The sequence below is a fragment of the Gammaproteobacteria bacterium genome, assembly GCA_016716465.1.
GTDB lineage: Bacteria > Pseudomonadota > Gammaproteobacteria > SZUA-140 > SZUA-140 > JADJWH01.
In genome coordinates, this window is sequence record JADJWH010000001.1 from 842,684 (window position 1) to 857,330 (window position 14,647).

The 14,647-nt window shown below is 61.6% G+C and carries 16 protein-coding genes; 5 read left to right on the top strand and 11 right to left on the bottom strand.

Features of this window, described 5'->3' with window-relative positions:
• Positions 1–8: 8 nt before the first annotated feature.
• The 11 genes from IPM20_03950 to IPM20_04000 form a co-directional block, all read right to left on the bottom strand.
• A complete protein-coding gene (locus tag IPM20_03950; GenBank protein ID MBK9130783.1) occupies positions 9–767 on the bottom strand; it encodes an ABC transporter permease in 759 nt (252 codons plus the stop codon).
• Positions 767–1,690: an ABC transporter ATP-binding protein gene (locus IPM20_03955; protein ID MBK9130784.1), complete on the bottom strand. Its 924-nt coding sequence runs from the start codon at positions 1,688–1,690 to the stop codon at positions 767–769. Before IPM20_03955 ends, IPM20_03950 begins: the two co-directional genes overlap by 1 nt.
• A 94-nt stretch (positions 1,691–1,784) precedes the next feature.
• On the bottom strand, positions 1,785–2,096 hold the full coding sequence (locus IPM20_03960; GenBank protein MBK9130785.1) for a DUF2007 domain-containing protein: 312 nt from the start codon (positions 2,094–2,096) through the stop codon (positions 1,785–1,787).
• A gap of 33 nt (positions 2,097–2,129) precedes the next feature.
• Positions 2,130–3,347, bottom strand: a complete 1,218-nt coding sequence (fabB, locus tag IPM20_03965) for a beta-ketoacyl-ACP synthase I (GenBank protein MBK9130786.1) — start codon at positions 3,345–3,347, stop codon at positions 2,130–2,132.
• A gap of 15 nt (positions 3,348–3,362) precedes the next feature.
• Positions 3,363–3,920 carry a 3-hydroxyacyl-[acyl-carrier-protein] dehydratase FabA gene (gene fabA, locus IPM20_03970; protein MBK9130787.1) on the bottom strand — a complete coding sequence of 186 codons (558 nt, stop codon included), beginning with the start codon at positions 3,918–3,920 and terminating at the stop codon, positions 3,363–3,365.
• A 255-nt stretch (positions 3,921–4,175) separates the two neighbouring features.
• Positions 4,176–4,367, bottom strand: coding sequence for a hypothetical protein (locus tag IPM20_03975; GenBank protein MBK9130788.1), 192 nt, complete (start codon positions 4,365–4,367; stop codon positions 4,176–4,178).
• A gap of 231 nt (positions 4,368–4,598) precedes the next feature.
• Complete coding sequence (locus IPM20_03980; protein MBK9130789.1) at positions 4,599–6,431, bottom strand: YdiU family protein; 1,833 nt, start codon at positions 6,429–6,431, stop codon at positions 4,599–4,601.
• Between the two features lie 60 nt (positions 6,432–6,491).
• Positions 6,492–8,999, bottom strand: coding sequence for a DUF1631 domain-containing protein (locus tag IPM20_03985; protein ID MBK9130790.1), 2,508 nt, complete (start codon positions 8,997–8,999; stop codon positions 6,492–6,494).
• Positions 9,000–9,217: 218 nt separating this feature from the next.
• The gene (locus tag IPM20_03990) at positions 9,218–9,511 is read right to left on the bottom strand and encodes a hypothetical protein (protein MBK9130791.1); all 294 of its coding nucleotides are present in this window, start codon (positions 9,509–9,511) and stop codon (positions 9,218–9,220) included.
• 78 nt (positions 9,512–9,589) lie between these two features.
• Positions 9,590–10,066 (bottom strand): hypothetical protein, encoded by a 477-nt coding sequence (locus tag IPM20_03995; protein ID MBK9130792.1) that lies wholly within the window; start codon positions 10,064–10,066, stop codon positions 9,590–9,592.
• Between the two features lie 64 nt (positions 10,067–10,130).
• Positions 10,131–10,457 (bottom strand): BolA/IbaG family iron-sulfur metabolism protein, encoded by a 327-nt coding sequence (locus IPM20_04000; GenBank protein ID MBK9130793.1) that lies wholly within the window; start codon positions 10,455–10,457, stop codon positions 10,131–10,133.
• A 182-nt stretch (positions 10,458–10,639) separates the two neighbouring features.
• Between IPM20_04000 and IPM20_04005 the strand changes: the two genes are divergently transcribed.
• The 5 genes from IPM20_04005 (at position 10,640) to IPM20_04025 (ending at position 14,634) form a co-directional block, all read left to right on the top strand.
• A complete protein-coding gene (locus IPM20_04005; protein ID MBK9130794.1) occupies positions 10,640–11,077 on the top strand; it encodes an Hsp20/alpha crystallin family protein in 438 nt (145 codons plus the stop codon).
• A 206-nt stretch (positions 11,078–11,283) separates the two neighbouring features.
• Positions 11,284–12,960, top strand: coding sequence for a hypothetical protein (locus IPM20_04010; GenBank protein MBK9130795.1), 1,677 nt, complete (start codon positions 11,284–11,286; stop codon positions 12,958–12,960).
• Between the two features lie 211 nt (positions 12,961–13,171).
• The gene (locus IPM20_04015; protein MBK9130796.1) at positions 13,172–13,828 is read left to right on the top strand and encodes a response regulator transcription factor; all 657 of its coding nucleotides are present in this window, start codon (positions 13,172–13,174) and stop codon (positions 13,826–13,828) included.
• A 297-nt stretch (positions 13,829–14,125) separates the two neighbouring features.
• Positions 14,126–14,320 carry a carbon storage regulator CsrA gene (gene csrA / locus IPM20_04020; protein ID MBK9130797.1) on the top strand — a complete coding sequence of 65 codons (195 nt, stop codon included), beginning with the start codon at positions 14,126–14,128 and terminating at the stop codon, positions 14,318–14,320.
• Positions 14,321–14,355: 35 nt separating this feature from the next.
• On the top strand, positions 14,356–14,634 hold the full coding sequence (locus IPM20_04025; protein ID MBK9130798.1) for a hypothetical protein: 279 nt from the start codon (positions 14,356–14,358) through the stop codon (positions 14,632–14,634).
• Positions 14,635–14,647: the final 13 nt, after the last annotated feature.

A 14,647-nucleotide genomic window follows, 5' to 3' on the forward strand; every position in this document is an offset into this window, starting at 1 on the left:
CCGGGCCGTTAATTCCTCAGGCGATAGCCCCGCCGCAGGAGCACCAGTGTAAGCGATGACAACAACAGGAACGTCGCCACCACCACCGTCAGACTCACGCCCGGATCGATATCGGAGCGGCCGACAAAACCGTAGCGAAAGCCGTCGATCATGTAGAAGAACGGATTCAGCCTGGAGATATGCTGCCAGAACTCCGGCAACGATGCGATCGAATAGAACACCCCGCTGAGGAATGACAAGGGAAGGATGATGAAGTTCTGGAACCCGGCCAACTGATCGAACTTCTCGGCCCAGATCCCTGCGATGATACCGAGAGTGCCGAGCACCGCGCTGCTGGCCAGTGCGAACGCCAGGACAATGGCTGCGCTGTGCACCGGTAACGTAACGAAGGGGATGGCGCACAGATATACCGCCAGGCCGACGACCAGGCCACGCGTCACGGCGGCCAGCATGAAGGCGAGATAGAACTCCGTGTAGGACAAGGGCGTCAGCAGGACGAAGACGATGTTGCCGGTGACCTTCGACTGGATCAGGCTGGAGGAACTGTTGGCGAAGGCGTTCTGGATCATGGTCATCATCACCAGACCCGGGACGAGGAAGGTGGTATAGGCGATATCGCCGAATACCGTGACGTGCCGATCCAGTGCATGGGAAAACACCAGCAGGTAGAGCAGGGTCGTGATCGCGGGGGCGATCACGGTCTGCAGCACGACCTTGTGGAAGCGCAGGATCTCCTTATAGAACAGGGTGCTGAATCCGCGCGACATCAGCCGGCCTCGCGCGTGGTCAGATTGAGGAAAATATCCTCGAGATCGGCCTGTTCGGTATGGAGGTCCACGATCTCGATGCCGGAGCGCTGCAGCTCGTTCAGGATCGCGACGATGGAATCCGCCGTCTTGTCCAGCGCCAGCTCCAACGTGTTACCGGCGTGCTTAACAACCTTGTTCGCGAGAGTGTCAGGAATCGCGGACACCGCGGCGCTCGCGACCACCCTGAGACGCAGCCCGCGGCCGAGATCCCCGTTCAGCAGGGCCTGCTTGGTATCCAGCGCGATGATTCTGCCGTGATTGAGGATGGCGATACGGTCGCACAGCGACTCCGCCTCCTCGAGATAGTGGGTGGTGAGAATGATGGTGTGTCCCTGGCGATGCAGCCGCTGAATGAATCCCCACAGCAGCTTGCGCAGTTCGACATCGACGCCGGCGGTGGGTTCGTCCAGGACCAGCACCGGCGGCCTGTGCACCAGCGCCTGCGCGATCAGGACCCGGCGCTTCATGCCGCCGGAGAGCGAACGCATATTGCTGTCGGCGCGATCGGTGAGCTTCAATTCGGCGAGCAGTTCATCGATCCAGGCGTCGTTCTCCCGTCCGAGCCCGAAATAGCCGCTCTGGATCCGCAGCGTTTCACGCACGGTGAAGAAGGGGTCGAACACCAGCTCCTGCGGCACCACGCCGAGGTTCCTGCGCGCCATGCGGTAGTCGCTCACGACATCGTGACCCATGATCGCGATCCGTCCGGAATCGGCGCGGGTCAGGCCGGCCATGATATTGATCAGGGTGGACTTGCCGGCCCCGTTGGGTCCGAGCAGGCCGAAGAACTCCCCCTGAGCGATCGTCAGGTCGACGCCCTGGAGGGCGCGCACTCGGGGGAAGCTCTTGATCACGCCTTGCGCTGATACTGCCGTTGTCACCTGGGTCTCCCGCCGTAGCGGCCCGGGCACCCCGCCCGCCGCCGCAAGCCCGCCATTCTACCGCAAACGGACGTCCCGGCGCGGAACCGGGCGGCTAGTCCCGGTCGTGGCCGCATTTCCAGCAGGTCTCGAAGGTTCCCGGGTTATCCTCGCCGCAGGCGCCGCAACGCCAGGTATCTGCCTGCCGCGTACCCGCCTGTTCGAATGCCGCGATGATCGCCTGCGCCTGCTCCCTGTCGTCATCATCGAACAGCCAGATGGCCGGATAGGTCTGGGTGAACGGCAATTCACCGACCCCACCCTGCAGATTTTCATTGGAGATGTAGTGCGCGATACCCGCCTGGCCGAGCAGATGCGACAGCAGGTGGGCCTGTTGGAGATCAGCGGCGGAATACAGCTTCAGCATCTGCGACGCGTTACCCGGCCGGCGGGCACGCGGTCAGGAGGAATAACGCTCGAACACCAGGGCGGCATTCGTTCCACCGAAGCCGAAACTGTTGCTCATCACCCGGTCGAGCGTGACACCGTCGCGACAGGTGGTGACGATCGGCATCCCTTCGGCCGCCGGATCGAGGTGCTCGATATTGGCGGACCCGGCGACGAAGCCGTCCCGCATCATGATCAGGCTGTAGATCGCCTCGTGGACGCCGGCGGCGCCGAGTGCGTGGCCGGTCAGCGATTTGGTCGAGGACAGAAAAGGGATCCGGGCGCCGAACGTCTCGCGGATGGCCTCCAGTTCCTTCATGTCTCCCGCCGGGGTGCTGGTGCCGTGGGTATTGATGTAATCGATCGGCCCGTCGATCGCCGCCAGCGCCTGGCGCATGCAGCGAACCGCGCCTTCGCCGGATGGGGCAACCATGTCATGGCCGTCGGAAGTGGCGCCGTAGCCGACGATCTCGGCATAGATGCGTGCGCCGCGCGCACGGGCGTGGTCGAGCGACTCCAGGACCAGCATGCCGCCTCCCCCGGAAATCACAAAACCGTCACGATCGCGATCATAGGGTCGCGATGCACGCTGCGGCGTCTCGTTATATCCGGATGACAGCGCACCCATGGCATCGAACAGCATCGTCATGGTCCAGTCGACCTCTTCGCCGCCGCCCGCGAAGATCACATCCTGCTTGCCAGCCTGGATCAGCTCGCAGCCGTTGCCGATACAGTGGGCGCTGGTCGAACAGGCGGAACTGATCGAGTAACTGACACCCTTGATCTTGAACGCGGTGGACAGGTTTGCCGAGGTCGTGCTGCCCATCGTGCGCGGGACCATGTACGGACCGACGCCGCGCACGCCGCGCTTGCGCAAGGACTCCACGGCCTGCAGGAAATTCCGGTTTGAGGCCCCACCGGAACCCGTCACCAGGCCCGTACGCGGGTTCGATACCTCCGGTTCCCGCAGGCCGGCGTCCGCGATGGCCTGCGCCATCGCGATATGACCGAAGGCAGCGGCATCACCCATGAAGCGGAGCACCCTGCGATCGATGTGTTCTGCGGGATCGAGCCGTATTGGACCATACACCCGGGAACGCAGCCCGAGCTCAGCATATTCCTCGCTGTAGGCGATCCCGGAACGCCCCTGCCGCAGGGAGGAGGTCACCTCCTCTGCGTTGTTTCCGAGACTCGAGACGATACCCAGCCCTGTGACTACAACCCGTCGCATGATCCCCTAATCGAGTTAAAAGCTGTCCTTGGATGTAAACAGGCCCACCCGCAGATCGCTGGCCGTGTAAATCTGCTGCCCATCCGCCTCCAGCACCGCATCGGCAATACCCATGACCAGTTTGCGTAAAATAACCCGTTTCAACTCGATGCGGTAGGTCACAAGACGCGTTTCCGGAGTGATCTGTCCGGAAAATTTCACGTCGCCGGCGCCCAGGGCGCGGCCCTGCCCCGGCTGACCGAGCCAGCCGAGATAAAATCCCACCAGCTGCCACATGGCATCGAGTCCCAGACAGCCCGGCATGACCGGGTCGCCTTCGAAGTGGCAGGCGAAGAACCAGAGATCGGGACTGATGTCCAGTTCGGCGATGATCTCGCCCTTGTCGTAACGCCCCCCGGTCTCCGCGATGCGCGCGATGCGGTCAAACATCAGCATCGGCGGCAGCGGCAGTTGCGCGTTACCCGGCCCGAATAATCGGCCGTGACCGCATTCGAGCAGGTCGGTCCTGGAATAGCTGTCTTTTTTTGGTAACACGGAAACCTGGCGTTTTATGGAAGGATCCCCGCAAATCATCCCTCCGGCATCGGGTTCATATGCGGGAACCATCGTCATTATTATATGGGTGCGGCGTTACGAACCCTTGACCGCGCACCGCGCGGGCGCGGCTGTCGTTACGCAACAAAAACCCCGTCGCGAAGACGGGGTCGCATGAAATCTGCCGGACCGCCCGTACGGACCCGTCGCCTGCCGGCGTGAACGCATTGCATCCAGGCCTCTACTCAACGCGATCACGGGTCCGCGCACGCGATCTCCCGGCTCGGGACCGCCTCAGGAGAAATCCCTGTCCTTCACGGTCTTGCGCCCGTCATTGCGCGCATTCTCAATCGCGCGATCGCACATTTCGCGAATCTTGTCCGACATCACATCGAACACACCCGCCGAGGTATTCATGTCGGACTTTTCGCGTATATAGGTTTTAACCTTCGAAGCCACAACAAGAACTTCATTCTTATCCGTCATATCTCTGTTCTCCTGGTTTGTCGCCACCGCTCGCCGTGGCATGAATAAAACGCTCAACTATGATCGGCCACGGTTAAAACCTTCACCGACGGCAAACATTAGCATTTCCACGCAGATTCGACAATTATCCCGCACCGGCGCGCAACGACGGGGCATGCGACCGCTCCCCGCCGTGTTGCACATCGAAAATGGAGCGCGTACTGACCGCGCGGCAATAATGGCGGAGCGATTCTACAAGCCTTCGCGGTATTCCGCGACGACCCGGATCATCGATTGGTAGAGCAGTCTGGCGCAGCGATCCCAGGCCACCGTGTCCGGCGCCTGCACGCGTCGCTCGGGAGACAGGATCTGGTCGGAGGCAAACCCAGAGATCAGTCTATAAATATCATTTTTATTCATGGTATTACGACTTTTAATTAATCTTTTGGATGCTATCAGAGCGGCGTCCCCGGTAATCCGCTCATAGCGGTTGATCAGGGCGGAACGCCGCACCAGCTGTACAAGCAGATGTTCGGCGGCACGGCCGGAAAGCCCGGCGGCGCGCCGGAGCAGGCGGCGATAGAGGACCTGAAAACGCTTGATGCGACGCCGTCGCGCAGGATACATCCGGACGTCCTGACGCGATGCATACCTCGAGCGCATGATGCGGATGAATTCATCGGCATCCAGCGGGCCCTCGCCCGCCTGATATCTCGCGGGCAATTCCCGCAGTATGTCACGCATGCAGAACACCGCATCCCAGGTCACGCCGTCCGTAATGTCATAGGGACCGCGTTTGGATTTGGTGCGCTCGAAATGGGAGAAGATCCGCGTGAATTCAGCGAGATCCCGCCGGAATCCGCCATCTCCCAGCAGGCGTCGATGGAGTTCCGGTGCGTAACCGAGCTTGTACAACAGCAGTTCCTCGCGGTGCTCCGCAAAGGCCGCGTCGAATGTTCGCAGCGCGGCATCGGCCCGGAAATTCCTGATATTCGTCTTGCGGCCGCTGACCAGGTACTCCGCGATCTGGGCGAAGGCCTGCACGACGTAACGCGCCTTGGCGCGCTGCTCCCGTATGGTGGTCGACATCCGCTCGACGTCATCGTAGCGGTATTCATGGTGAAACAGACCGAACTGGCGCAGGGAACCGTAATCGATGATGCCGCCGTCCATCAGGATGTTGTCTCCATCCCAGTCGATCCAGCAGAAGATATAATCGCTCACGAAGCGCGCCGCCATGCGGCCGAAATCGGTGGCGATGCGCTGCGCCAGATAGCGGTACGCGCGCGCGCCCGAAACCGGCGCGGGCCAGTCGCCATTCGCGGCCTGGCGCGCGATATAGTAATCGGCCACCCGTCTGAGCGACTCGCTATTCCCCTGTTTGAGATGATGCAGGAAATGCGCGGGGCGCAGCAGATTGGGATAGGCGCGCACGTTGACCGCGCTGCCGTCGCCGTAGTCGATGATGGCCAGGGTGCGTTCCGTTCTGATGCCGTTTCCATGCAGAACCTCGCTCATCATCGCGGCCGCGACACCGTCCCACAAATCCGCGAGACCGCTGCCGTAGGAGGCGCCGACGTCACCGGTCCGGAAGAATTTTTTCTCCCGGCCGGTCGCCGGGCTGAGGCGGGTGACGCCGGTGCCGCAACTGGAAACGTCCCAGGTCTTTCCGCGACCCCGGAGGCATCCGTTCCAGATGCTGCGGCCGTCGCCCGAGGTAAGTCCCCTGCGACTCGGATGCTGAAGCTGGAGATATCGCGTCGCCATGTACGGCTTAGGACGCGCCTCGTCCAGCAGCTCCGGATGATGTACGGAATCGTATTCGTTGATGATCTGCAGACTGAAGGTATTCAGTACGGTCCGTGCGAGCTCCGTGGTCAGTTCATCGGGATGTGCTCGCGGGATCAGACCCATCTCGCGTGCAAGGGCGAAGTTGAAATAGAACACCCGGCCGCCGTCGCGGTACCTGACCGGGTAATCCACGAAAGCGCCGGGAACGGACTGCCTGAAGGGGTGATCGCCGTCGAGCTTGCCGAAGCTGCCATAACTCCCCGCCCAACGACAGGAAGCGCGCGTGGAATTCACCCTGGACTTTCCCATGAGTCCTATATCGGATGGCGCCCGACGGCGCTTTAAGCGGTATGGCTAGGCGTGGCGGGCCTGGGTGCGCGGACGCGCGAATTTCATGATCCCGGAAATCACGCCGTCCAGTGCCCGATCGAACAGCGCGACGTTCTCGATCACCCGGGCGCTGCCGTTCCTGAATTCCTCTGCCAGCACGTACAACGGCCGTTCGGCAACCACCTTGTACTGGCGGTTGACGAATGAAAAACTGGAGTAGGCATCGCCGGCCCATGCGAGCTTGGCACGCAGCTTCCCACCGTCCGGGTTCGTCAATTCGATCCAGGCGCCGGGCTCGAGCTTGCGGACGCACTCAGTATGGACGTCCTCGATCTGCGGGCCACCGTCGCCTTCCGTCTCGAACCCCATCTCCGCCATCATCCTGTCGAACCGGCTCTGGCGCTCCGGATCGTTCTTCTCCAGCAGGTCATCGAAACCGGACAGCCCTTCCACGTCGAGTTCGTCCAGATTGTCGATGTCGCTGCTGATCTCCCTGAACATCCGGTCGATCTCATCGGACTGCGCCGGACCCTGGGTCCCGTCTTGCGGGGGGGCGCCGGCTGGCGCGGCCTCCGGCCCGACGGAGGGAACCTCCCGGGATGCATTCGTCCTGCCACCCTTCATGCTGGCGAAGTGACACCGCTCAAGCACGGCGACGAATTCCTCGATCTCCTCCTCACGACAGCCGACGCGGAGCTGGCCTTCGCGCAGATCCTGCAGCAGGACCGGCAGGATGACACCGAGCCGCCTGCGCTGCTCGGCGTTCCTCTTGGGCTCCAGGCTCCAGAGCAGATCATCCAGCGCCCGCAGCGCGCGCGACCGCCAGGCGCCGTCCCGGCCCTCCTCGAGCGTGGCCTCGGTGAGCAGCTGACGCCACGTCGTGGCCAGGAACTCGCGCACCTCCGCCGGCACATCCCTGCCGGCCACACGGCCCGCGATCTCCTCGGCGACGGCGTGCCTGATCTGCTCGGTCTGCTCGGCTTCCTCGTTCCGGCTGCCTATCTGCTGCTGCAGCAGGGCGAAACTCTTCTTCTCTTCCTCCAGGAATGCGCGGAATTCTCCCAGCACCTCCGCGAACAGAGCGACGTCCTCGTTGAATTCGCCCAGGACCCGGCGGACGACCGCCTCCATTTTTTCATAGAGCCGGTCCCTGACCGCATCCGACTCCGCGTCCCAGCCCACCCCGGAAAACGCGAGCTCATTGAGCAGCTGCCGCACCGGATGCGCCTTGTCGCTGAAGAACTCGCGGTCAACGATGGCGGCCTTCAGTACCGGTATCTGCAATCTGCCGATCAACGCCTTGACGAAATCGGGCAGCGTCGTGTCATCGAAGATGTAATCGAAGATCATGCTGATGACGTCGATGGTCTCGTCATCGATCTGGTTGATCATCCCCGACCGGCCCTGCGCGTCGACCGTCGCGAAACGGCCGACGACATGCTGCTTCAGCCCACCCCGCAGCAGTTCGCCGGTATGCTCGACCAGTACGGGATCATGCTGCAGTGACGACAGGGTGTCGATCAGCATCGGAGTGGCGGGCAGATAGACGATGGCGGAAGGACGCGCGTCGGTGGCCGGCAGGTCGCCCTCGCCCCCCCCCGCGTAGCCCCCGAGCAGATGCTGCATGGCCTGAAAGACCGGCTCCCGTACCGGCATCGGCTCCTGCACCATCGGCTCATCGAGCGGCGTGATCATCTCGCCGAAGAAGCCTTCATCGGTCGCAGATCCCCCACCGGAGCCCGCTCCGCCACCGCCGGCACCTCCTCCGCGTCTTGCCGGGCCGCGCCCCGCCGCCACGCCGGGCGGCTGATGCGACCCCGGGGCGGCGGGCTGGGTACGGATCTTCGCCTTGAGCTGGGGAAGCACGCCCTGCGCAACCAGGAATTTGTTCAGCTCCGCGTAGCACTCTCCCAGCCCCGGGATCAGCACGCGTTCGAACAGTTTGTAGCAATGCACCCGGGCGGGCGGCTCCAGTTCCAGCAGGCCCAGGCCGTCGCGAAAGGCATCGCAGAAGGCGTCCGGCCCCATGGGCAGGTTGTCTCCGGTTCCGGGCGCGAGTTCCTCATAGCGCTGCGAGAGGCCGAACAACTCGTCGCTGTAGCGCTCCCGCAGCTTGCCGATCAGGGTATTGACGGCGAGCGACTCTTCGAGCTCGCTGTCATCCACGAGGGACAGACTCAGGGCAGGACTGGCGCCGCCGGCAGTGCCGGATGGGGCCGCATCGCGCGCCGGCTTGCGGTCGAACCGGCGGGAGAAACGTTCCGGCAACGCCGCCTCCAGTTCCGCCTTGCCCTTTTTGGCGATACGCAGCCCTTCGACGACCCGGCCCTGCTCCGGACTGGCGAAGACGTTGGAGGCCTGATCGGTGAGATCCCTCTCCAGCACCTCGAAGAATCGCCCGGGCAGGCCGGCAGCGAACGCGAGGACACGCGCACGGCATTCCTGCAAGATACCTGAGGCGGCAAGGGGGGGCGGGTTCTTGCCCTGGGAAACCCGGGAACCGTAAGCACTACCGTCCTTTTCCACGTCCATATCCATCCGCAGCTTGCCTAGCCCCAAAATCGCCGGACAAAATTGTCCGGATATCCGGGGTGTTATCGACCGCTCGGAGGCATGTCTTTACGTGGATTCCCGATTCCGTGAAATCGATCGAACCCCGCCGGCGCACGGTCGGCTCCAACCCTCCCTGCACGGGTAGGAACAACAGGCGGATAATAGGCAGCTGTGGGCCAGCTTCGGCCCGGCCAAATCTACCCGGCGGACGTTCCGATCCAGGACTCCAGGGTTTCAATGATCTTGCGCGCCTGATCGGCGCTGGAAATATTGAACTTCGACTTCTGGAAATACTCGCCGTTACGCTTCTGATAACGCCGGATGCTGAACTTTTCCGGACCGAACTCGCCGCTCTGGGCATCCCAGTCCTGGTAGCGATACATGAGGGTGGCCCAGGCGCCCTTCGACAGCACCACCTTGTCCAGTTCCTTGACCAGCTGGGTATCGCCTTCCGAATAGTTGACCGTGAGTTCCTCGACTGTCGATGCCATGTCTAATCTCCGAAAAATTTCCCATCCCGCCGGCGGCGGGTTCACCACCGGAGCGCGCCAGGCGCCCGGCACTGTCGCTCAATGACGGGACAGCACGTCCAGATCGAACACCACCCGCTGCTGGGGATTCAGCACCTGCCGCACCTCGATCATGCGCTGATAGCGGTTGATCATATACTCGCGCTTGAGTTGCAGCAGTTCATCGATCTTCGCATACCACTGATCCTGCGTGACATCCTCGCCGAGGATGAGTTGATTGAGCTCCGCCTCCTTGACGTCGATCTGGGCCTTGAGCAATTGCTGCTGCGGTGAAGTCCGCAGCGTGATCCAGTCGATCTCCGCCTTCTGTTCCGGGCTCAGCAGGCCCTCCCAGTCACGCCCGCCGGAACGGTCCCGGCGCGGCACGGCATCCTGACGACCGACACCGCCCATCGATGCAGGGTCATGCATCTCCTCCTGCACCGGCGGAGTGGGATCGGCGTGTCCGACGACGGGAATTGCGGTCATTGACGCCAGCAGCAGCGCCGAACAGATACGGTATGGACGTCTTTTCACCCTGTTGCTCCTTGCGGTTGGAAATAATGGTCTGGGAACTGTATCTGCGAATGACGGCCGGATCTTAACCCGCCGCGGATTGACCACCGCCGAGGCACGGCGGCGACATCAGCGCCCGCCCCATACGCTCCTCCCATTCCACACGTGTGTAGGCGTGTATGGCCAGGGCATGCACGGGACCGGCGAGCTCCGTGGCGAGCAGCGTGTTGATCAACCTGTGCCGCGCCAGCAGGCCGGCCCCTTCGAACGCGTCGGCCACCAGCACGAGCTTGAAATGGGATTCCGAGCCCGGCGGTACGTTGTGGCGGTCACTCTCATTGGTGACCTCGAGGTGACGCACACCAGACACGCCTTCGGCCAGCTTGCGCTCAATCGTTTCCCGCACGTTCATCCTATCTCCCCGAAATCCTGTCGCAACCGCGCCTGAAGGGCCGCAGATTAATCGAACCGGCCGCCGCCTTGCAACCGTCGGCCGACTTGAAAACCACGCAGGCGCTTCCCATATTCTCAGCAGGGTCGAGACCCGAAATCAACCGTGTAATCGACGACAAGCCATCTGACGAGGAGATACCCATGAAAGTGTTTCGTTATGAACCCTGGTCGTTGCTGGAACAATTCCGCAACGAGATTAACCGTTTGTCCGACTCCCAGGAGAACGGCAGCGGAAGCAGTTACATCGCCACCAGCGATTGGGCGCCGGCGGTGGACATCGTGGAAAACACGGCGGCCTATGTCCTCCAGGTCGACGTCCCCGGGGTCGACCCGGAAAAGATCGACATCCAGATGGAAAACGGCGTCCTCTCCATTCGGGGCGAACGCGCGCCCGGGCAGGGAGATCCGGAATCCTACAAACGCGTCGAACGGCCGCGCGGGACCTTCCATCGGCGCTTCAGCCTGCCCGATGCGACTGACGCGGACCGCATCGCGGCGAAATGCAGAAACGGCGTGCTCGAGATCTCCATTCCGAAACAACAGCGTACACTGGCCCGGAAAATCGTCGTGGAGGGCTGACCGTATCTGTTGGCCTGCGCGCCGATTCCGTGTCCGGCGGATGAGGAATCGGCGCGTCGAGCCAAGTCCCTGCACCATCGGAGCGTGTTTCACCGAAGGCGGTGGTAGGGCATAATCTGCCATGCCGCGAGACGCCGGCCCGCCTATGCCGATGCCTCGACCCTGCTGCGCGGCCAGCGTACGGGAACGAGCCGCCACCGATCGAGATGAAACCGCAAGCCCACTCCGAATCGGCCCGAAGGCTTTTCGGGATCAGGATCACTTACCGCGTCCTGCAGTGGGCGCTGATCTCGGCCATAACGCTCTGCAGCGTCATCATCGCAGGCGTCGGCGTACACGCGCTCCGCTCCGCGCCCACGCTGTTCTCGGACGGCGAGATCATCACCGTCCGGGATGACATCGAGATCACGCGGGTAGGCGATCTCGGGCTCAACGGCACCGACCTGTGGAAACTCCCTGCGTTCGCCACCGCCGAAGAAGAAGGCGCATGGTGGGATGCCCAGAGAAACCTCTACAGGGAGATCTCCAGCCGCTTTACCGTCGTCATCGAATTCTTTGACGACACGGACAATACCTGGGAGATCGCCGCGGTGAAGGGCGTCATGCCCATCAAGGAGATCGCCAAGCGGCTGGGGCTCATCTATATCGTCGCGGCCATCTACATCTTCGCCGCGATATCCGTCCTGCTTCATCACGAGAAGACCGCCGGCTTCATCTGCGCGTTCTTCCTCAGCACGACCGCGCTCTATCTGGTCAGCGTCGCGCCGATCGTGCACCGCTCGATCATCCTGGATCCGGATCTGATGAAGCTGCTCATCGACGTCTTCTTCATTGCCAGTACCGGCCAGATCTCCATCGTGCATTTCGCGATGGTATTCCCGGAGAGGAAGCGCATTCTGCAGCATCACCCTGCGCTCGCCGCGGGCTTCTATCTCTATTCGTTGTTTATTTCATTCCTCTATCTGGCCGGCCACATCTCGCTGGCCACGACGCTGCCGTTCCTGATCATCTGGATCGTCCTGATGTCATTCGCATTTACCCACTCGATGGTGTACATCCAGGATGAATTCATGAAAAAGCAGATCCGGACGACTTTCATCGCCCTGCTCCTGGTCGCGGTCTTCTTCCTGATGTCCATCGTACTGCCCTGGCCGGAAGGCGGCCGGCTGGTGAACAACTACGCGCTGTTCTCCCTGATGCTGCCCTTCGCCCTCATTCTGTCGCTCGACAATCTCAGGCTGTATCACGACCGGCTCGCGCTCGAATTCCGTTCGCGTCAGGAGAAGGAACGAATTCACCGCGAGTTGCACGACACCGTGCTGAACGACCTGGCCAGCATTTCCATCGCCACGGAAGGCGCGGAACGCAGTGTCGACAACCCGGCCCGGCTGCGCGAGAAACTTCAGAAGATCAGGAACAACACGGCCGAATCGGCGCGCAAGCTGCGCAGCTTCCTGTGGGTCATCGACGAACGGCAGAATTCATGGGAAGAGATCGTGAACTCCCTGCGCAGGCTCGGCTATGACCTGCTCAATAATTTCGACATCACATTCGACATGCACGCGAGCGGCATCAGCGCGGGGATCCCGGCGCCAGCTCTTGCGGTCAAACACACCATCCACCAGATTTTCCGCGAGGCGCTGATCAATATCACCAAGCATGCCAGGGCCGCTCATGTGAAATCGACCCTAACGGTCGACGCCCGGGCGGTTTCGATTACCATCTCCGACGACGGCGTCGGGCTGCAAGCGAACCATAACGATGGAAAGGGTTACGGACTGAACAACATGATCCGTCGCGTGAGGGAAAACAACGGCGATATCGACATCGAATCGCCGCAGGGCGGCGGCACGAAGATCACCATGCGACTCCCGCTCAACTGACATGAAATCCTGTGCCGCCGCACGCCCAACTGGCGCGAAACCCGCGATATTTCCGCCTAGCGCGCCGATTCACCCAAATGTGGTATTTACTCGATTTATGTCGTCCACTAGGGTGGATCTTTTACCCGCGCCCGCACGATAGCCGGCCGGTACCGACTGTTTCCCGCCCGGCGGGTAACACCAGCCCAAATTACCGTTGCCGCACCGCAGAATGTCTCAATTAAACCAAGAAAAGACCATCGACGTCGCCATCGTCGAGGACAACAAGAGATACCTGGACGAACTTGCTCTGCTGCTCGGGAATACGACGAGCCTGCGCATCGTTGGTCAGTACTCCAATGGAACCGAGGCCGTGGAAACAATCACCCGGCTCAACCCCGACGTGACCCTGATCGACATTGAATTGCCGGACATCTCCGGTGTCGAGGTGATCAAGCAGGTCTCTTCCCGCGGCTGCCCCACCGAATTTCTCGTGCTGACGGTCTATGATGACGATGCCCATCTGTTTTCCGCGCTTCAGGCCGGCGCCGTCGGGTATATCGTGAAGGGATCGACTTCCCTGACGGAAATCGAATCCGCCATCCATGACGTGATCGATGGCGGGGCCCCGATGTCGCGCGTGATCGCCAAGCGGGTCCTGGAAACCTTCAAATCCGCCACCCCGAATGCGCGGAAGACGAAATTCGACGAACTGACCAAACGCGAGCTCCAGATCCTGGAATACATCAAGCTGGGATACTCGACGAAAAAAGTCGGGGAAGAACTGGAAATCAGTTATGAAACGGTGCGTACCCACCTGAAGAACATCTACCAGAAGCTGCATGTGCACACCCTCGTCGAGGCCATGCTGCTCTACAACCAGCGTTAAACGGCGACGGAGCCCCGCCCGCCAGCGCCGGCGAATTGGCGCAGCTGCCCGAAAACCCTGGAGCCCCTCTCCCGCGGCGGCAACATCGAACTCCCCGGCGAGTACCCCAATTGAGGAATTTACAAGCTTGCGTGCACGGACTTATCGTCCTGAGCATGGCCACGGAATCTATAGTAATGAATGCGAATTATTAACAATGACCGGAACACCGGCGCCTTCCAGGCGAACGGCGGTTCAACCACAGTGACAGCAGGCATTGCAAAATAACGTCCAATCAGGATATTGAGGAGAGACATCATGCTGATACTGACTCGGAGAGTCGGGGAAACCCTGGTGATCGGGGACGATATCATCATCACTGTCTGTTCCGTTCGCAACAGCCAGGCGCGCATCGGCATACAGGCGCCGCAGCATGTCACAGTACATCGCAAAGAGGTCTACGAACGCATACAAAAGGAAGGGCCGGCCGAGGAGGCCGCCATTCACGACTGATCGTCGGGCTCACAAGCTGCGCGGAGGAATCCGTCATGGCGATGACCTACAATGTGAATATTGGAAATTGGTACCGCACGACGACGGGCCGGCTGTTCGAAGTCGTGTCCCGCGACACTGACACGATAGAAGTGCAATATGATGACGGGGATCTGGAGGAGCTCGATCAGGAAACCTGGCGGGACATCCAGCCGGTGCCGTCCTCGCCACCCGCCTCCGCACTGCTTCCCTTCGATACCGACCACGACGAGGATCTCGAAACGGACCGCCACTCACTGAGCGATCTGCTCGGCGATATCGAATTCACCGATTGAACCGTCCCGAACC

Bases quoted from the DNA above. Each gene is read 5' to 3' on its own strand.
- IPM20_03950 (MBK9130783.1), bottom strand. From the start codon at position 767: ATGTCGCGCGGATTCAGCACCCTGTTCTATAAGGAGATCCTGCGCTTC.
- IPM20_03960 (MBK9130785.1), bottom strand. From the start codon at position 2,096: ATGCTGAAGCTGTATTCCGCCGCTGATCTCCAACAGGCCCACCTGCTG.
- fabB (MBK9130786.1), bottom strand. From the start codon at position 3,347: ATGCGACGGGTTGTAGTCACAGGGCTGGGTATCGTCTCGAGTCTCGGA.
- fabA (MBK9130787.1), bottom strand. From the start codon at position 3,920: ATGATTTGCGGGGATCCTTCCATAAAACGCCAGGTTTCCGTGTTACCA.
- IPM20_03975 (MBK9130788.1), bottom strand. From the start codon at position 4,367: ATGACGGATAAGAATGAAGTTCTTGTTGTGGCTTCGAAGGTTAAAACC.
- IPM20_03985 (MBK9130790.1), bottom strand. From the start codon at position 8,999: ATGGACGTGGAAAAGGACGGTAGTGCTTACGGTTCCCGGGTTTCCCAG.
- IPM20_03990 (MBK9130791.1), bottom strand. From the start codon at position 9,511: ATGGCATCGACAGTCGAGGAACTCACGGTCAACTATTCGGAAGGCGAT.
- IPM20_04000 (MBK9130793.1), bottom strand. From the start codon at position 10,457: ATGAACGTGCGGGAAACGATTGAGCGCAAGCTGGCCGAAGGCGTGTCT.
- IPM20_04005 (MBK9130794.1), top strand. From the start codon at position 10,640: ATGAAAGTGTTTCGTTATGAACCCTGGTCGTTGCTGGAACAATTCCGC.
- IPM20_04010 (MBK9130795.1), top strand. From the start codon at position 11,284: ATGAAACCGCAAGCCCACTCCGAATCGGCCCGAAGGCTTTTCGGGATC.
- IPM20_04015 (MBK9130796.1), top strand. From the start codon at position 13,172: ATGTCTCAATTAAACCAAGAAAAGACCATCGACGTCGCCATCGTCGAG.
- csrA (MBK9130797.1), top strand. From the start codon at position 14,126: ATGCTGATACTGACTCGGAGAGTCGGGGAAACCCTGGTGATCGGGGAC.
- IPM20_04025 (MBK9130798.1), top strand. From the start codon at position 14,356: ATGGCGATGACCTACAATGTGAATATTGGAAATTGGTACCGCACGACG.